The following is a 16,337-nucleotide window of genomic DNA, read 5'->3' as shown; positions in this document are numbered from 1 at the left end:
CTCTTATTCGGCTTGCGGCGCCTGCTGGAAGCCGAAGGTCTGCGGTACGCTGGCATAGGTCAGCGGCTGCACGGCAATCTCCTTGCCGTTATGCAATAACATCAAATTGCCTTGCGCATCTTCCAGCCAGGCCAGCAGCGCTTCGTCGCCCACCGCTTGCCCGTCGAGGCGCAGCGCGGGCAGCACCTGGGCCATGTCGCGGTCATCGACCTGTGCCACGATGTCGCCGTGGCGCAGGATCAGCGCGCCGTTATCGCACCAATACGCTTGCTCGATCTGTTCCAGCGGCGCACCCGTCTGCAAGACAAAACCGTGCTGCGGGTCGCTGCGGGCGATATACGGCGTCGCTTCCAGATTCAGATACACGCGCTGTGGGCCGTTCTGGAAAAACCAGCAACCGCGTTCGTCATGATCGTAATTGCGGTTGATAAATCCCAACAGGGCCACGTGGGCGATCTTGTCGCCCGGCAGTTGTTGCTGTTGCGTATGCTGGTCGCGCATGCGCCAGTGGCCGCGCGCGTCCAGGCCCAGCCAGCCGTAGCAGTGGGGCACGTTCGGCCATTTGGCCAGGGCCTGCTTGACGAGTTCATCCATGTGTAGCGTTTTCCGTGTGAGTGCGCGTGCCGTCAGCGTGACAGGTTTGCGGCGCCGATGGCGCCGTGTTGCCGCCTTCAAAAAAATGGATCAGGCGTTGCGGCAGCCAGCGTGTGCTTCCCGGCAACTTGCCAGCGACAAAGCCGACGTGGCCGCCGTGGCGCGGATATTCGAGCGTGACCTGCGGCGCGGCGCTGCGCGGCAAGAAGCGCCCGGGCAGGAAGGGGTCGTTCTGTGCATTCAGCACCAGGGTCGGCACGGTAATGTCGTGCAAGACGTGCTTGGCGCTGGCGCGGTGCCAGTAATCGTCGGCGTCGCGGTAGCCGTGCAGGGGCGCCGTGACGACATTGTCGAAGGCGTGCAAGTCGCGCGCGGCCAGCATGGCGTCGCGCGCAAACAGGCCGGGAAACTGTTCCAGCTTGGCCAGGCATTTCGGCTTGAGCGTGTTCAGGAACATGCGCGTGTAGAGCCGGTTGGCGCCGGAGGACAGGGCCTTGCCCCCTTGCGCCAGGTCCAGCGGGGCGGACACGGCCGCCGCCGCATCGATGAAATCGGCCTGGTGCTGCGACTGGCCCAGCCAGCACAGCAGGGCATTGCCGCCCAGCGACACGCCGGCCGCGTAAAATTTTCCCGTGGCGCGCGGGCGCAGCGTGCGCACGACCCAGTCCACTTCCTGCGCGTCGCCCGAATGGTAGAAGCGTGGCGCCAGGTTCGCTTCGCCGGAGCAGCCGCGAAAATGCGGCACGGCGCCCGACCAGCCGCGCGCCGCCACCTCGGCCATCAGGGCGCGCGCGTAATGGCTGTTCGACGAGCCTTCCAGGCCGTGGAACAGCACCACGAAGGGCTGGCCCGGCTGGCCGTCGACCAGGTCGACGTCGACGAAGTCGCCATCGGGCGCTTGCCAGCGTTCGCGGCGGAAGGCCACGGCCGGCTTGGCGAGGCACACGGCCGGATAAATCGTCTGCGCGTGGCCGCCAGGCAGCCAGAGCGGGGCGGTGTAGGGGGCGTCGTAGATAAGAGGCAAAGACATCAGTGCAGGATCTGCGTCCCCGCGGCGTCGGCCGGTGCGCCGCCGGGGGCGATGGAGGCGTGGTGCAGCACGATGCGCCAGCCGCGCGGCGTTTTTACATACACATTCGTGGCCAGCAGATGCGCCGGACCGCCCTCTTCCTGGGTGACGCCTTCGATCACCGTGTGCACTGAGCTCATCAGATTGTGCGTTTCATGCAGCTGCGCCGGCACGATGTGCAGGCCGCCGCCCGCCAAAATGGTCTCCCACGAGGCGCGGATGGCGGCGTGGCCGATCAGGCGCGCGCCGCCCGGGTGGATGCAGACGATCTCTTCATCGTCGGCCCATAGCGCCATCAGCGCTTCGAGGTCGGCGCGGTGCAAGGCATCGTAGAACGCCGCTTCGACTTCGGCGGCGCTGCCATTGAGTTCTTTCAGACGTTTCATGACGACTCCGGCTTGATCGGTACAGCTAGCTGTGTAAATGAAAACGGCGCGCTGGGGGCGCGCCGCTGGGCAGTTTAATGATGGCCGGCGCTGGCGCCTTCCTTCAGGGTGTAGGCCGTGCCGCAGTAAGGGCACTTGGCGATACCGTCCTTGTTGAATTCCAGGAACACACGCGGATGCGACGACCACAGCGGCATGGCCGGGTTAGGGCAGTGGGCTGGCAGGTCTTTACTGTCGAGTTCGACCGCTGGCTGGGTGGTTTTTGTCATCTTGTCATGCTCCGTGAGGCTGTATGGAAGGAAGTCGGCTGCTGCCAAAACCACGATTTTAACGGATTCAGGCAGACAGCAAAAATCATGGCTAAAATGGCGGCTCGATCATCTTCGGCTGCGGCGCGGGTTTTTGCGGAAATATGGCAGCTGCAGCGCCACACTGACTGGATTTGCCTTGCCGGTATCGCCGTTGCGGAGTCTTTCTCCGCGCACCATTGTTGTGCAGTTACCACAATACGCCTGCAGGAGCATCGCGTGAACGCCGTCCCGGCCGCCAGCGACGATGCCCTGCTGAAAGACGCCTGGCGCGCCGGGCTGAACCTGGGTGCGCCCACCCTGCTGGGCATCGCCGCCTGGGGCATGGTGGTGGGCGTGGCCATGGTGAAAAGCGGCCTGACTGTCGCGCAGGCGGGGGCCATGACCCTGTTTGTCTTTGCCGGTTCGGCCCAGCTCGCGTCCTTGCCCCTGCTGGCCGCGCAGGCGCCCGTGTGGGTGATCTTTGCCACGGCCCTCGTCGTCAATTTGCGTTTTGTCATCTTTTCCGTGCTGCTGGCTCCCCATTTTTCCCATCTGCCGTGGCGCCAGCGCTTTGCGCTCGGCTATGTGGCGGGCGACATCACGGTGGGCCTGTTCCTGCAGCGCTACCCCCATGAAACGCCGGACCCGGCCAAGCTGCCTTTCCTGAAAGGCTTGATCTATCCCAACTGGCTGGCCTGGCAAATCGGTTCCTTCATCGGCATCGTGCTGGGCGCCGTCGTGCCGGCCGAATGGGGGCTGGGCTTTGCCGGCACCCTGGCGATCCTGTGCGTGACGGTGCCGCTGATCCTCAGCCGCGCCGCCCTGTGCGGCGTGCTGGTGGCGGGTACGGTGGCCGTGCTGGCCTTCAGTCTGCCGTATAAGCTGGGCTTGCTGGTGGCCGTGGTGGTGGGCATGGTCAGCGCCATGGCCGTGGAAGAGTTGACAGAAAAATGGACAAAACGCCATGTTTGACGGCATAGACTGGGGCAGGGCCGACGTGTGGATCGCCATCGCCGTGCTGGTAGTGGCGACAGCCGCCACGCGCAGCACCTTCTGGCTGATCGGCCATCACATCACCATTCCGCGCCGCGTGGGCGAGATGCTGCGCTATGCGCCGGCCTGCGCGCTGGCGGCCATCATCGCGCCCGACATGCTGATGGAGGGGCAGCAAGTGCACCTTGAATTGTCCAATTTGAAACTGTTATCCGGTATTGCCGCCACGCTCTTTTTTGTGATCCGCCGCAATATGCTGCAAACCATCGTGTTTGGCATGCTGGTTTTCACGGGCTTGCGACTGTTGCACGTTTTTCAGTAAAGCAGGACAAATCGGGGATTTGCGCTGGGCATTGCGGTAAAATAGCGCACTTCCTTCCACTCGTCATCTGGATCGCCATGTCAGCTGTTCTCAACTTCATTCGTCTGCAAGATTTGATCGCCCAAAATGCACTGCAAGGCAAGCGCGTGTTTATCCGCGCCGACCTGAACGTCCCGCAAGATGACAGTGGCAAGATCACCGAAGATACGCGCATCCGCGCCTCGGTGCCGGCCATCCGCGCCGCGCTGGACGCTGGCGCCGCCGTCATGGTGACGTCGCACCTGGGCCGTCCGACGGAAGGCGAGTTCAAGCCGGCCGACAGCCTGGCGCCCGTGGCCGCCCGCTTGTCCGAGCTGCTGGGCCAGGAAGTTGCATTGAAACAAAACTGGGTCGACGGTGCGGGCCTGGAATCCCTGGCTGCCGGCCAGGTTGTCCTGCTGGAAAACGTGCGCGTCAACAAGGGCGAAAAGAAAAACAGCGATGAGCTGGCGCAAAAAATGGCGAAATTGTGCGATATCTACGTCAACGACGCGTTCGGCACGGCCCACCGCGCGGAAGCGTCCACGCACGGCATCGCCAAGTTCGCTCCCGTCGCCTGCGCCGGCCCGCTGCTGGCCGCCGAACTCGATGCACTGGGGAAAGCTTTGCACGCACCCGCCCGCCCATTGCTGGCTATCGTTGCTGGTTCGAAAGTATCGAGCAAGCTGACCATCTTGAAAGCCCTGTCCGACAAGGTCGATAACCTGATCGTCGGCGGCGGCATCGCCAACACCTTCATGAAAGCCGTCGGCCTGAACGTCGGCAAGTCGCTGGTGGAAGCGGAACTCGTCGAGGAAGCCAGGGCCATCATCGAGATCATGGCCAAGCGTGGCGCGCAAGTGCCGATTCCTGTCGATGTCGTGTGCGCCAAGGAATTCTCGCCTGCGGCCGTTGCCACCGTCAAGGACGTGGCCGACGTGGCGGACGACGACATGATCCTCGATATCGGCCCGAAAACGGCGGCCCTGCTGGCACAGCAGATCGCCGCCGCCGGCACCATCGTCTGGAACGGCCCGGTCGGCGTGTTCGAATTCGACCAGTTCGGCAACGGCACCAAGACCCTGGCCCTGGCCATCGCCGATTCGAAAGCATTCTCCATCGCTGGCGGTGGCGACACCCTGGCGGCGATTGCCAAATACGACATTACCGATAAAATCAGCTATATCTCGACGGGCGGCGGCGCTTTCCTGGAGTTCTTGGAAGGCAAGACTTTGCCCGCAGTAGAAATTCTCATGCAACGTGCTGGCTGATAAAGCCTGACTGTAGTGCAATACCAAGCGCAGCCTGACCGCTGCGCTTTTACCTTGCCGGATGCAGCATCGAGCCGGCCTTGCTCACCTTCGCTCGCGCACAAGGACTCCTATGCCACGCGGTACAAAAATCGTAGCAACAATCGGCCCTGCTTCCACCGACTTCGATATCCTGGTGAAGATGATACGTGCGGGTGTCGACGTGGTGCGCTTGAATTTTTCCCATGGCAAGGCGCAAGACCATATCGACCGCGCGGCGCTGGTGCGTCTGGCGGCGGCCGAGTGCGGGCGCGAAGTGGCCATCATGGCCGACATGCAAGGGCCGAAGATTCGCGTCGGCAAGTTTGAAAACACGCGCATCCAGCTCGAAGCGGGCGAGCGCTTCATCCTCGACGCCAAGTGGGGCGAAAACGGCGAACTGGGCAACCAGGAGCGCGTCGGCCTCGACTACAAGGCCCTGCCGCGCGATTTGCACAAGGGCGACGTGCTGCTGCTGAACGACGGCCTCATCGTGCTGATCGTCGAACGCATCCACGGCAGCGAAATCCACACCACCGTCAAGATCGGCGGCGAGTTGTCGAACAACAAGGGCATCAACCGCCAGGGCGGCGGCCTGTCCGCGCCCGCGCTGACGGCCAAGGATATGGAAGATATCAAGACGGCCATGAGTTTCCAGGCCGACTATCTGGCCATTTCCTTCCCGAAATGCGCGACCGACATGGAAATGGCGCGCCAGCTAGCCAATATCGCCGGCGAACCGTACCACCACAAGCCGATGATGATCGCCAAGATCGAGCGCGCGGAAGCCATTCCCGCGCTGCAGGAAATTCTCGACGCCTCCGACGGCATCATGGTGGCGCGGGGCGACCTGGCCGTGGAAGTGGGCAATGCGGCCGTGCCGGCCTTGCAGAAACGCATGATCAAGATGGCGCGCGCGTCGAACAAGCTGGCCATCACGGCCACGCAGATGATGGAATCGATGATCGTCAACGCCGTGCCGACCCGCGCGGAAGTGTCCGACGTGGCGAATGCCGTGCTCGACGGCACGGACGCCGTCATGACGTCGGCCGAGACGGCCTCGGGCAAGTATCCGATCGAGACGGTGGAAATGATGGCCGCCATCTGCGTGGAAGCGGAGCAGTCCGAATACAACAAGCTCGATGCCGATTTCCTCAACGTCACATTTACCCGCATCGACCAGTCGATCGCGTATGGCGCGCTGTTTACGGCCCACCATTTGCGCGTCAAAGCCATCGTGGCGCTGACGGAATCGGGTTCCACCGCCTTGTGGATGAGCCGCCACAGTATCGATACGCCGATCTATGCGCTCACGCCCAGCGTGACGACTTTGCGCAAAGCCGCGCTGTACCGCAATGTTCGGGCGTATCATCTGATGCAGAACGCCCCCAGCGCGCAAGTGCTGAAGCAGGCGGAAGAGCTGCTGGTGGCGCAGGGCATTGTCCGCAAGGGCGACATGATCGTCGTCACCTGGGGCGAGCCGATGGGCCAGGTGGGCGGCACGAATGCCTTGAAGATTGTGAAGGTAGGCGAATTCGACTAAGGTCCAAGAATTCAGGCGCCGGCGCGGTTATTGACCACCGCGAAGCGCCGCAACGGTTTCTATTGTTATCTGGAGTATTACCATGTCTCTCGTATCCATGCGTCAACTGCTGGACCATGCCGCCGAAAACGGTTATGGCATTCCTGCTTTCAACGTCAACAACTTGGAGCAAGTGCAAGCCATCATGGCTGCCGCCGATGCGCTCAACAGCCCGGTGATCATGCAGGCGTCCGCCGGCGCGCGCAAGTACGCCGGTGAAGCGTTCCTGCGCCACCTGATCGACGCCGCCGTCGAAGCGTATCCGCACATTCCCGTCGTCATGCACCAGGATCACGGCCAGTCGCCGGCCGTCTGCATGGCCGCCATCCGTTCGGGCTTCACGTCCGTCATGATGGACGGTTCGCTGGAAGCGGACGGCAAGTCGGTCGCATCGTACGAATACAACGTGGAAGTGTCGCGTGAAGTGGTGAAATTCTCGCACGCCATCGGCGTGACGGTGGAAGCGGAACTGGGCGTGCTCGGTTCGCTGGAAACCATGAAGGGCGACAAGGAAGACGGCCACGGCGCCGACGGCACCATGACCCGCGAGCAACTGCTGACGGACGTGGCGCAAGCGGCCGACTTCGTGCAGCGCACCCAGTGCGACGCCCTGGCGATCGCCATCGGCACCTCGCACGGCGCGTACAAGTTTACCCGCAAGCCAACGGGCGACATCCTGGCCATCGACCGCATCAAGGAAATCCACGCGCGCATCCCGAACACCCATCTGGTGATGCACGGTTCCTCGTCGGTACCGCAGGAATTGCTGGCCATCATCCGCGAATTCGGCGGCGACATGAAGGAAACCTACGGCGTGCCAGTCGAGGAAATCCAGGAAGGCATCCGTCACGGCGTGCGCAAGATCAACATCGACACCGACATCCGCCTGGCGATGACGGCCGCGATCCGCAAGTACCTGTTTGAGAACCCGTCGAAATTCGACCCGCGCGACTTCCTTAAGCCAGCCCGTACCGCCGCCGAGCAAATCGTGCGCGCGCGCATGCAGGCTTTCGGCTGCGAAGGCCAGGCGTCGAAAATCAAGGTCATCACGATGGAAAAAATGGCCGAGCGCTACAAGGCCGGCGAGCTGTCGCAAATTGTGAAGTAAAATTCTGTCTGGAACGGGCCGGATGCAATGCTCCGTGCCCGATTTTCTCGACCGGCGGGCACCCCCTGCCTGCCGGTTTCGTTTCATCCAACTATTCCCCCGCTATGAACAGCCTCTATCAGACTTCCATCCACTCCCTGCCATTGCTGGGCCACGGCAAGGTCCGCGACAACTACGCCGTTGGCGACGACAAGATCTTGATCGTCACCACGGACCGCCTGTCGGCCTTCGATGTCGTCATGAACGAGCCTATCCCCGGCAAGGGCAAGGTTCTCAACCAGATGAGCGACTTCTGGTTCGAGAAACTGGGCCATATCGTGCCGAACCACCTGACCGGCGTGGCGCCGGAATCCGTGGTGGCGCCCGAGGAAGTGGAGCAAGTCAAGGGCCGCGCCGTGGTGGCCAAGCGCTTGAAACCGATCATGGTCGAGGCAGTCGTGCGCGGCTACATCATCGGTTCGGGCTGGAAAGATTACCAGGACACGGGCAGCATCTGCGGCATCGCCTTGCCAGCGGGCCTGCAGCAAGCGGAAAAACTGCCGGAACCGATCTTCACCCCGGCAGCCAAGGCCGAACTGGGCGAGCATGATGAAAACATCAGCTTTGCTGAAATGGAAGAGCGCATCGGTGCCGACCTGGCCGCCAAGATGCGCGACGTGGCCATTGCCCTGTACAAGACGGCAGCCGAATACGCGGCCACGCGCGGCATCATCATCGCCGACACCAAGTTTGAATTCGGCCTGGACGACAATGGCGTCATGCATCTGATGGATGAAGTACTGACGGCCGATTCGTCGCGCTTCTGGCCTGCCGATTCGTATCAGCCTGGCATTTCGCCACCGTCGTTCGACAAGCAATTCGTGCGCGACTACCTGGAAACCCTGACCTGGGGCAAGACCGTACCGGCGCCAGCCCTGCCGGCCGACGTCATCGAAAAAACCCAGGCCAAGTATTTCGAAGCCATCGAACGCCTGACAGGCGAGAAGCTGAAGGCCTGAGATGAGCGAGCAAAATAAGCCGCTGGTCGGCGTCATCATGGGTTCGTCCTCGGACTGGGAAGTGATGCAGAACGCGGTTGCCATCCTGAAACAGTTCGGCGTGCCGTACGAAGCGCAAGTCATTTCCGCGCACCGCATGCCCGACGAAATGTATGCGTACGCGAAAAGCGCGCGCGCGCGCGGCTTGCGCGCCATCATCGCCGGCGCCGGCGGCGCGGCCCACCTGCCTGGCATGGTGGCCGCGATGACCATCGTGCCGGTACTGGGCGTGCCCGTGCCATCGAAATACCTGCGTGGCGAAGATTCCATGCTGTCCATCCTGCAAATGCCCAAGGGCGTGCCGGTCGCCACCTTCGCCATCGGCGAAGCGGGCGCGGCAAATGCGGCGCTGACGGCGGTGGCGATGCTTGCGGCCAATGACGACGCCCTGGCCGAGCGCCTGGAAGCCTTCCGCACCACGCAAACGGCCGCCGCCAAGGCCATGGTCTTGCCTGAATAATGTGTTTGAAAAATAATGAATAGTAAATCGACTTCCCCATTGCTGCCCGCCGCTCATCCACCGGCGTGGCTGGGCGTGATGGGCGGCGGCCAGCTCGGCCGCATGTTTGCCCAGGCCGCCCAGAGCATGGGCTACCAGGTAGCTGTACTGGAACCGTCCGATGCCTGCCCTGCGGGGCAGGTGGCGCAGCGCCTCGTCAATGCCGGTTATGACGATGTGGCGGGTCTCGACGCCCTGGCGGCACAATGCCTGGCCGTCACCACGGAATTCGAAAACGTGCCGGCAGACAGCCTGTCGCGCCTGGCCAACCACGTCTTCGTGGCGCCGGATGCCCACGGCGTATCGGTGGCGCAGGACCGCATCGCGGAAAAGCGTTTCTTTGTCGACTGTGCGGGCAAGTCGGGCGTGCTGCCGGCGCCGCACATGGTCATCGCCACGCAGGACGACATCGATGCCATCGGCGAGGACTTGCTGCCTGGTATCTTGAAAACCGTGCGCATGGGCTATGACGGCAAGGGCCAGTTCCGTGTGCGCACGCGCGACGATGTGCGCGCCGCCTTCGCGGAAATGGGACAAGTAACTTGCCTGCTGGAAAAGATGCTGCCGCTGGCGTATGAAGTGTCCGTGTTGACGGCGCGCGGCGTGGATGGTCAATCGGTCGTGTATCCGATCGCCGAAAACGTGCACCGTGACGGCGTGCTGTTTACCACCACCGTGCCGGGCCCGAACGTGTCGGACGATTGTGCCGCCAAGGCGCAGCGGGCGGCGCAAGCCATGGTTGCCGAACTCGGCTATGTCGGCGTGCTGTGCATCGAATTTTTCGTGCTGGAAGATGGCAGCCTGGTGGTCAATGAAATGGCGCCGCGTCCCCACAACAGCGGCCACTACACGATGGATGCTTGCGTCACCAGCCAGTTCGCGCAGCAGGTGCGGGCCATGGCGCGTCTGCCGCTGGGCGACGTGCGCCAGCATTCGCCGGCCGTGATGCTCAACATCCTCGGCGACGCCTGGTTTGCCGACGGCAGCGATGTTGCCAGCGAACCGGCGTGGGACCAGGTGCTGGCGCTGCCGGGCGCCTGTTTACACCTGTATGGCAAGGATGACCCGCGCCGTGGCCGCAAGATGGGCCACCTGACCTTCATCGCGGCCACCTTGCAAGAGGCGCAGCAGCGCCTGTGCGACGCTTGCCTGATCCTGGGAATCGCGCCGTGAGCGTGCCCGCACACGACCTGGCAGCGGCCGCTGCCGTGCTGGAGGCGGGCGGCCTCGTCGCTTTCCCGACGGAAACGGTGTATGGCCTGGGCGCCGATGCGGAAAACCCGGCCGCCGTGGCGCGCATCTATGAAGCCAAGGGCCGTCCATCGGACCACCCCGTGATCGTGCACGTGGCGCCCGGCGCCGACTTGGCGCACTGGTCCGACGACATTCCCGTGGAAGCGCAGCAACTGGTGGCTGCCTTCTGGCCTGGTCCGCTGACCCTGATCGTCAAGCGCGCCGCGCATATCCCCGACGCCGTTTCCGGCGGCCAGGACACGGTGGGCTTGCGCTGCCCGTCGCATCCGGTGGCTATCGCATTGCTACGCACCTTCAAGGGCGGCAAGGGCGGCCTGGCGGCGCCGTCGGCGAACAAGTTCGGCAATGTCAGCCCCACCACGGCGCAGCATGTGCGCGATGAATTCGCGGCGGAACTCGATAGCGGCTTGCTGGGCCTGGTACTCGATGGCGGGCAGAGCGACGTGGGCATCGAGTCGACCATCGTCGACCTGTCGCGCCTGGCCACACAAGGTCCCGTGCTGTTGCGTCCCGGCCATATCAGCAGCGAGCAGATCGCTGCCGTCATTGGCCGCGCACCGGCCGTGGCGGACGCAGCTGCGCCGCGCGCCTCGGGCACCCTGGAATCGCACTACGCGCCGCACACGCCTGTTGCGATGCAACACAGCGACGACGTGGGCGCCACCTTGAACCGCCTGCTCAATGACGGGCGCCGCGTGGCCCTGATCCACTACTCGGATCTGCCGCCGGCCAGCGCCAGCGTGCGCCTGGCGGCGATCCCGGAAAATTACGCACATGCGCTGTATGCCTCGCTGCGCACGATGGACCAGGTCGGTGCCGAGCTGATACTCGTCGAAGCACCGCCCACCGGCCCCGCGTGGCTGGGCGTGAATGACCGCTTGCGGCGTGCCGCGTTCGGCTCAAGTGGTATCTTGCAGCAATTCCTGTCCCCATCATAAAAAGCCCCGCAAGGGGCTTTTTCTTGATGCAGCGCAATAGAGATGCTTGCCACGAAACATAGTAAATCCTCCATAATTCAGCGGATCGCCCGGTTGTGACAGGGCACCGGCGGTGTTGTTATTCCGTTGATTTTTAAAACATATTTTCTATACAAGCCTGAGGAACGATGGCATATTAGTTGGGTAGCGAATAGCACGCCCGTTCGTTTAGAAACCAGAAAAAAGACCGAGGAGACAAAATGCATCAAACAAAATTCGCGCTGGCCGTGCTGGCTGCGGCTGTCCTGGCAGGTTGCGGCGGTGCCAGTGGCGGTGATCAAACCTTGAAAGTCAAATACACGGCGCAGGTGTCGTTCGGCGACAGCCTGTCCGACGTCGGCTCGTATGCCGTGGGTACGGTGGCGGCGAAAGGTGGCGGCAAGTTCACCATCAATGGCGACAATACCAAGATCAATCCTGAACTGACGGGCAAGAACTGGACCGAGCACCTGGCCGCGCAATTCGGCCTGGCCGCGCCATGTGCTGCCGAGACTGGGTTGGAAGGCAATGCGGCGCAGGGCTTGGCCGTTGCCCGCGTCAAGCATGCAGGCTGTTTCGGCTACGCCATGGGTGGTTCGCGCGTGACCAATCCGGTTGGCCCGAATAACAAGGCGACGGGCAGTCCGCTGGGCGCCCTGACCGTGCCCGTGGTGACGCAGATCGCGAACCACCTGGCCGTTTCCGGCGGCAAGTTCAGCGGCACGGAAGCCGTCTTCGTGATGGCCGGCGGTAACGACGTGCTGTATCAGCTGGGCGCATTGCAAACGGGGGCGACCGCCGCCGGCCAGGCTGCTGGCGCGACCGCTGGCGCGCAGGCTTTCGCCACCAATCTGACCATGGCCTTGGCGGCCGGCGCCACCAATCCTGCCACGGCAGCGGCTGCCATCGGCGCCGCCGTCAAGACGGCCAGCGCCGCGCCTGGCGCCACGTCGGCGACCATCGTTGGTGCCGCCGTGCAAGCTGCTGTCATTGCCGGCAATACGGCCGTCGCTTCGCCTGCCGTATATGGTCCGCTGGTCGCCAAGGCACAAGCCGATGCGACGGTGACGGGCAATGCTGCCGGCGCCAAGGCTGGCGCCGAATTTGCCGCGGCGAACGGCCCCGCGCTGGTTACGGCAATGGGACAGGCCGGCAAGGAACTGGTGGCACTGATCACTAATCAGATCATCGCCAAGGGCGCCAACTATGTGGTGGTCAACAATCTGCCGGACGTGGCCGGTACACCATCGGGCTTGAGCAAGGATGCCAACACCAAGGCGCTGATCAATGCCATGGTCAGCGCCTTCAATGGCGAACTCAAGGCGGGCTTGACGGGCAATGCGAAAGTCTTGCTGGTCGACGTGTTTGCCGTCAGCCATGACCAGGGCACCAATCCTGGCCCGTATGGCTTGACCAATGTCAGCGAGACGGCATGCGACCTGAGCGCACCAGGCAATATCCTGGGCAGCTCGCTGGTCTGCAATGGCTCGAACCTGAAAGCGGGCGACGTCAGCCACTACTCGTATGCCGACGATGTGCATCCTACGCCGTTCAACAACCTGTTGCTGGCCCGTTATGTGGCCAAGGACATGGTCGTGCGGGGCTGGCTGTAAGGGATGGCCGCACCGGCTGTGCCTGGGAGGCGCGGCCGGTGCCGGCAGCGACAAGACTCGAAAGCGGAACACTTCGCACATATTGAATCAGGAGACAAGATGAAGAATCGTTTGAATACCGCTGTACGCGTGCTGGCCGCGGCAGCCGCCATGGCCATGGCGACGGGCGCTTCGGCGCAAAGCGCAGGCACCTGGATGGCCAAGGCTGGCCTCAACAAGATCACGCCGCACGTGGACAGTGGCGACATTTCCGCGCCGGCACTGCCGGGCACCAAGGCCGACGTCAAGTCGGATACCAAGCCCATCCTGACCTTTGCCTACATGATCACGGACAATATTTCCGCTGAAATGATCCTGGGCGTGCCGTACAAGCATGACTTGATCGGCGCCGGTTCCATCAAAGGCACGGGCAAGCTGGGGACGGCGGAAGCCTTGCCGCCGACGGCCTTCATCCAGTACCGTTTCTTCCAGCCGAATGCGATGATCCGCCCTTACGTGGGCGGGGGCTTGACGTATGCATATTTCCAGAAGGAAAAAGGCTCGGGCCAGATGACGGCCTTGCTGGATCCGGGTGGAAAACCAGTGACCTACCGCATGGACAACAAGCTGACGGGCAGCCTGGTGGTCGGTAGCACCTTGGCCATCAATGAGCGCTGGTTTGCCGACGTGGCCGTGGTCAAGACCTACCTGAAAACCAGGGCGAAATTCTCGACGGGGCAGACGCAGGATATCAAGCTCGACCCGGTTGCCGTGAGTGTCAGCATCGGGTACAAATTTACCCTGTAAAACAAAAAATCCGCCTCGGCGGATTTTTTTTTGTCCCGCTCAGGCTGGCGGTGTATTGAACTTTCCATTGTGGAAGATCAAGGGCGGCTGCGCGGCAAAAGCGCATTGTTCCACTTCGCCCACGAAAATGACGTGGTCGCCTTCCGGGTAGCGGCTGCGGTTGTGGCATTCGAACCAGGCCGATGCGCCTTTCAGGATGGGCTGGCCGGTGCGCGACAGTTCGTATTCCACGTCGTCGAAGGGATTGGGCGTGCGGCGTGAAAAGCGCTGCGCCAGTTCCGCCTGGTCGGCGCCCAGCACATTGATGACGTAGTGCGAGTTGCCGCTGAAAATGGGCATGCTATTCGCCACGGACCCGAGGCTCCATAGCACCAGGGGCGGCGACAGCGAGACGGAATTGAAGGAACTGGCCGTCAAGCCACGGAAACTGCCGTCGGCCAGGCGCGTCGTAATGACCGTCACGCCGGTGGCAAACTGCGACAGTGCCTGACGGAAATGTGTCGTATCGAATTCTTGCGCTGGCGCGCGGGGAGAGCGTGTGTTCATGGGTGACCTGTCTATTTGCTGACATTATGCCAAAAATCGGCCGCGCCAGCGCAATCGTGGCCAGCATGCCCGTATGTGCGGTGTTTCACGCGCCGTTTCAAGCGACGCTGCAGGCCATGGCGCTTTACGTTACAGTGATGAAATGATACGTCGCAGAGGCGTTGCAGGAGGGCATCATGAATGAGCAGACGGAAGTGGCGGTATTGGGCGGTGGCTGTTTTTGGTGCCTCGCTGCCGTGTACGCGGAAGTGCGCGGCGTGACGCGCGTCGAGTCCGGCTACACGGGCGGCAGCGTGCCCAACCCCACGTATGAACAGATATGCACGGGCGACACGGGCCACGCGGAAGTGGTGCGGCTGGAATTCGATCCTGCTGTCATCAGTTACCACGACTTGCTGGAAATCTTTTTTACGCTGCACGATCCCACCACCCTGAATCGGCAGGGCAACGATGTCGGTACGCAATACCGTTCCGTCATCCATTACCAATCGGCCGGGCAGGAAAGCGTGGCGCGCAAGGTACTGGCCGAAATGGCCGGCGTGTGGGATGCGCCCATCGTCACGCAGCTGGCGCCGGCAGCCACCTTTTATACGGCTGAGGATTACCACCAGAATTATGTCGAGCAGCATCCCTTGCAGGGCTATTGCGCCCTGGTCGTCGTGCCCAAGGTGGAGAAATTCCGCGCCATGTACGCGGGGCGCCTGAAGTGATGCCCAGCGTGCCTGTCAGCTGGCGAGCACGGGCGCCGTCTTGGCGTCCTGCGCATACATATAGTTGCGCGACCAGGGCAGGGTGGAAGAGCGCCGGCCCGCCTTGACGCAGACGATCTGGTACAGGCTGATCAAATCTTGCTCGAAGGCATAGGCACAGCCGGCCAGGTAGACGTGCCAGATGCGGAAGCGCCGTTCGCCCGCCAGCGGGCGGATCTGCTCGGCATGGGCTTCAAAATTCTCCGTCCACAGGGCGCAGGTGCGCGCATAGTGGCGCCGCAGGTTTTCCACGTCCAGCACTTCCAGTCCCCCTTGCTGCATGGTCTTGAGCACATTGCCGATGTGCGCCAGCTCGCCGTGCGGAAACACATATTTTTCGATGAATTCCCCGCCGCCATACGGCGTTTCGCCATTGTCAGGATCGGTCGAGGTGATGCCGTGGTTCATCGCCATGCCATCGGGCGCGAGCAGCTTGTTGATGATGGAAAAGTAGTCGGGCAAGTGTTTCAGGCCCACGTGCTCGAACATGCCTACGCTGGTGATGCGGTCGAACTGGCCCGTCACGTCGCGGTAATCCTGCAGGCGGATGTCGATCAGGTGGGCCAGGCCGGCCGCCGCCACGCGCTCGCGCGCCAGCGCGTACTGGTTTTCCGACAGGGTCACGCCCACGCAGCGGGCGCCATATTGTTGTGCGGCACGAATGACGAGAGCCCCCCAGCCGCAGCCGATGTCGAGCAGGGTCTGGCCCGGCTGCAACTGGATTTTTTTCAGGATATGGTCGATCTTCTTGACTTGCGCCTGCGCCAGGGTTTCATCACCGTGTTCGAAATAGGCGCAGGAATACACGAGGGCGGGGTCGAGAAACTGTTCGTAGAACGCGTTCGACACGTCGTAGTGGTAGCGGATGGCTTCGGCATCCTTGCTCTTGTCGTGCGTAAAGCTGCGCACGATGCGCGCCAGCTTGCCTTCCGGCTTCAAGGTATTGCGGGCCAGGGCATTGCAGATGGAAATCATGTCCATCGCCGTGCCCTTGACTTCGATATTGCCTTCCACGTAGGCCGAGCCCAGATTGGCCAGCGACGGGTTCAGCAGATAGCGGGCCGAGGCGACGGTCGGCAGGCGGATGGTGACTCTGGGCGCTTCGCTGGACAGGTCGACATGCTGGCCATTCCACAATTCTATGCGTAGCGGCAAGGCGGTCTTGCTGCGGATGCTGGCGATCCAGGACTTGAGTTGGTTTTGTACAAACAAAATGGCCTCCAATGCAGCAACCCCAGCTGGGGCC

General features: G+C 62.6%; 18 protein-coding genes. 12 read left to right on the top strand and 6 right to left on the bottom strand.

What is annotated here, in order from left to right:
* Positions 1 to 3: 3 nt before the first annotated feature.
* From LSO07_RS26990 to LSO07_RS26975, 4 genes are all read right to left on the bottom strand, one after another.
* On the bottom strand, positions 4 to 594 hold the full coding sequence (locus LSO07_RS26990; protein WP_151097250.1) for a DUF2946 family protein: 591 nt from the start codon (positions 592 to 594) through the stop codon (positions 4 to 6).
* A complete protein-coding gene (locus tag LSO07_RS26985; protein ID WP_151097248.1) occupies positions 587 to 1,624 on the bottom strand; it encodes a YheT family hydrolase in 1,038 nt (345 codons plus the stop codon). The genes LSO07_RS26990 and LSO07_RS26985 overlap by 8 nt, the downstream gene beginning before the upstream one ends.
* Complete coding sequence (locus tag LSO07_RS26980; protein ID WP_034746103.1) at positions 1,624 to 2,049, bottom strand: YybH family protein; 426 nt, start codon at positions 2,047 to 2,049, stop codon at positions 1,624 to 1,626. Before LSO07_RS26980 ends, LSO07_RS26985 begins: the two co-directional genes overlap by 1 nt.
* Positions 2,050 to 2,123: 74 nt before the next feature.
* Positions 2,124 to 2,318 carry a zinc-finger domain-containing protein gene (locus LSO07_RS26975; protein WP_034780619.1) on the bottom strand — a complete coding sequence of 65 codons (195 nt, stop codon included), beginning with the start codon at positions 2,316 to 2,318 and terminating at the stop codon, positions 2,124 to 2,126.
* A 258-nt stretch (positions 2,319 to 2,576) separates the two neighbouring features.
* On the opposite strand from LSO07_RS26975, the gene LSO07_RS26970 reads away from it, so the two are divergent.
* The 11 genes from LSO07_RS26970 to LSO07_RS26920 all read left to right on the top strand — a co-directional run bounded on the left by LSO07_RS26970 (position 2,577) and on the right by LSO07_RS26920 (position 13,796).
* Entirely contained in the window at positions 2,577 to 3,311 is a 735-nt protein-coding gene (locus LSO07_RS26970) for an AzlC family ABC transporter permease (RefSeq protein WP_034780616.1), read from the top strand.
* Positions 3,304 to 3,654, top strand: coding sequence for an AzlD domain-containing protein (locus tag LSO07_RS26965; RefSeq protein ID WP_034780613.1), 351 nt, complete (start codon positions 3,304 to 3,306; stop codon positions 3,652 to 3,654). The genes LSO07_RS26970 and LSO07_RS26965 overlap by 8 nt, the downstream gene beginning before the upstream one ends.
* Positions 3,655 to 3,731: 77 nt before the next feature.
* Positions 3,732 to 4,943, top strand: coding sequence for a phosphoglycerate kinase (locus LSO07_RS26960; protein ID WP_151097246.1), 1,212 nt, complete (start codon positions 3,732 to 3,734; stop codon positions 4,941 to 4,943).
* 112 nt (positions 4,944 to 5,055) lie between these two features.
* Positions 5,056 to 6,504 carry a pyruvate kinase gene (gene pyk / locus LSO07_RS26955; RefSeq protein WP_046684386.1) on the top strand — a complete coding sequence of 483 codons (1,449 nt, stop codon included), beginning with the start codon at positions 5,056 to 5,058 and terminating at the stop codon, positions 6,502 to 6,504.
* A gap of 82 nt (positions 6,505 to 6,586) precedes the next feature.
* Positions 6,587 to 7,651, top strand: coding sequence for a class II fructose-bisphosphate aldolase (fba, locus tag LSO07_RS26950; protein ID WP_010401625.1), 1,065 nt, complete (start codon positions 6,587 to 6,589; stop codon positions 7,649 to 7,651).
* A gap of 104 nt (positions 7,652 to 7,755) precedes the next feature.
* The gene (locus LSO07_RS26945) at positions 7,756 to 8,649 is read left to right on the top strand and encodes a phosphoribosylaminoimidazolesuccinocarboxamide synthase (protein WP_151097244.1); all 894 of its coding nucleotides are present in this window, start codon (positions 7,756 to 7,758) and stop codon (positions 8,647 to 8,649) included.
* Between the two features lies 1 nt (position 8,650).
* Positions 8,651 to 9,148, top strand: coding sequence for a 5-(carboxyamino)imidazole ribonucleotide mutase (gene purE / locus LSO07_RS26940; protein WP_151097242.1), 498 nt, complete (start codon positions 8,651 to 8,653; stop codon positions 9,146 to 9,148).
* Positions 9,149 to 9,163: 15 nt separating this feature from the next.
* The gene (locus LSO07_RS26935; RefSeq protein ID WP_151097240.1) at positions 9,164 to 10,360 is read left to right on the top strand and encodes a 5-(carboxyamino)imidazole ribonucleotide synthase; all 1,197 of its coding nucleotides are present in this window, start codon (positions 9,164 to 9,166) and stop codon (positions 10,358 to 10,360) included.
* Complete coding sequence (locus LSO07_RS26930) at positions 10,357 to 11,379, top strand: L-threonylcarbamoyladenylate synthase (protein WP_151097238.1); 1,023 nt, start codon at positions 10,357 to 10,359, stop codon at positions 11,377 to 11,379. The genes LSO07_RS26935 and LSO07_RS26930 overlap by 4 nt, the downstream gene beginning before the upstream one ends.
* A gap of 239 nt (positions 11,380 to 11,618) precedes the next feature.
* Positions 11,619 to 13,010 (top strand): SGNH/GDSL hydrolase family protein, encoded by a 1,392-nt coding sequence (locus LSO07_RS26925; RefSeq protein WP_151097236.1) that lies wholly within the window; start codon positions 11,619 to 11,621, stop codon positions 13,008 to 13,010.
* A gap of 99 nt (positions 13,011 to 13,109) precedes the next feature.
* The gene (locus LSO07_RS26920) at positions 13,110 to 13,796 is read left to right on the top strand and encodes an OmpW/AlkL family protein (RefSeq protein ID WP_034780587.1); all 687 of its coding nucleotides are present in this window, start codon (positions 13,110 to 13,112) and stop codon (positions 13,794 to 13,796) included.
* Between the two features lie 39 nt (positions 13,797 to 13,835).
* On the opposite strand, the gene LSO07_RS26915 is transcribed toward LSO07_RS26920, so the two are convergent.
* Positions 13,836 to 14,342, bottom strand: a complete 507-nt coding sequence (locus LSO07_RS26915) for a flavin reductase family protein (RefSeq protein ID WP_034780584.1) — start codon at positions 14,340 to 14,342, stop codon at positions 13,836 to 13,838.
* 176 nt (positions 14,343 to 14,518) lie between these two features.
* Here LSO07_RS26915 and msrA point away from each other — a divergent pair, with 176 nt between their 5' ends.
* Positions 14,519 to 15,052 carry a peptide-methionine (S)-S-oxide reductase MsrA gene (msrA, locus tag LSO07_RS26910; RefSeq protein WP_034780844.1) on the top strand — a complete coding sequence of 178 codons (534 nt, stop codon included), beginning with the start codon at positions 14,519 to 14,521 and terminating at the stop codon, positions 15,050 to 15,052.
* A 15-nt stretch (positions 15,053 to 15,067) separates the two neighbouring features.
* Here msrA and LSO07_RS26905 read toward each other — a convergent pair whose 3' ends face one another.
* Positions 15,068 to 16,303 carry an SAM-dependent methyltransferase gene (locus LSO07_RS26905; protein WP_151097234.1) on the bottom strand — a complete coding sequence of 412 codons (1,236 nt, stop codon included), beginning with the start codon at positions 16,301 to 16,303 and terminating at the stop codon, positions 15,068 to 15,070.
* Positions 16,304 to 16,337: the final 34 nt, after the last annotated feature.

The sequence above is a fragment of the Janthinobacterium sp. PLB04 genome (assembly GCF_021165895.1).
In the GTDB taxonomy this organism is placed as follows: domain Bacteria; phylum Pseudomonadota; class Gammaproteobacteria; order Burkholderiales; family Burkholderiaceae_D; genus Janthinobacterium; species Janthinobacterium lividum.
Note: the sequence above shows the minus strand (reverse complement) of the source record. Positions and strands in the feature narration are given on the sequence as shown.

Coding starts and splice junctions, on each gene's coding strand:
- LSO07_RS26990 (WP_151097250.1), bottom strand. CDS start 594: ATGGATGAACTCGTCAAGCAGGCCCTGGCCAAATGGCCGAACGTGCCC.
- LSO07_RS26985 (WP_151097248.1), bottom strand. CDS start 1,624: ATGTCTTTGCCTCTTATCTACGACGCCCCCTACACCGCCCCGCTCTGG.
- LSO07_RS26980 (WP_034746103.1), bottom strand. CDS start 2,049: ATGAAACGTCTGAAAGAACTCAATGGCAGCGCCGCCGAAGTCGAAGCG.
- LSO07_RS26975 (WP_034780619.1), bottom strand. CDS start 2,318: ATGACAAAAACCACCCAGCCAGCGGTCGAACTCGACAGTAAAGACCTG.
- LSO07_RS26965 (WP_034780613.1), top strand. CDS start 3,304: ATGTTTGACGGCATAGACTGGGGCAGGGCCGACGTGTGGATCGCCATC.
- LSO07_RS26960 (WP_151097246.1), top strand. CDS start 3,732: ATGTCAGCTGTTCTCAACTTCATTCGTCTGCAAGATTTGATCGCCCAA.
- pyk (WP_046684386.1), top strand. CDS start 5,056: ATGCCACGCGGTACAAAAATCGTAGCAACAATCGGCCCTGCTTCCACC.
- fba (WP_010401625.1), top strand. CDS start 6,587: ATGTCTCTCGTATCCATGCGTCAACTGCTGGACCATGCCGCCGAAAAC.
- LSO07_RS26945 (WP_151097244.1), top strand. CDS start 7,756: ATGAACAGCCTCTATCAGACTTCCATCCACTCCCTGCCATTGCTGGGC.
- purE (WP_151097242.1), top strand. CDS start 8,651: ATGAGCGAGCAAAATAAGCCGCTGGTCGGCGTCATCATGGGTTCGTCC.
- LSO07_RS26935 (WP_151097240.1), top strand. CDS start 9,164: ATGAATAGTAAATCGACTTCCCCATTGCTGCCCGCCGCTCATCCACCG.
- LSO07_RS26925 (WP_151097236.1), top strand. CDS start 11,619: ATGCATCAAACAAAATTCGCGCTGGCCGTGCTGGCTGCGGCTGTCCTG.
- LSO07_RS26920 (WP_034780587.1), top strand. CDS start 13,110: ATGAAGAATCGTTTGAATACCGCTGTACGCGTGCTGGCCGCGGCAGCC.
- LSO07_RS26915 (WP_034780584.1), bottom strand. CDS start 14,342: ATGAACACACGCTCTCCCCGCGCGCCAGCGCAAGAATTCGATACGACA.
- msrA (WP_034780844.1), top strand. CDS start 14,519: ATGAATGAGCAGACGGAAGTGGCGGTATTGGGCGGTGGCTGTTTTTGG.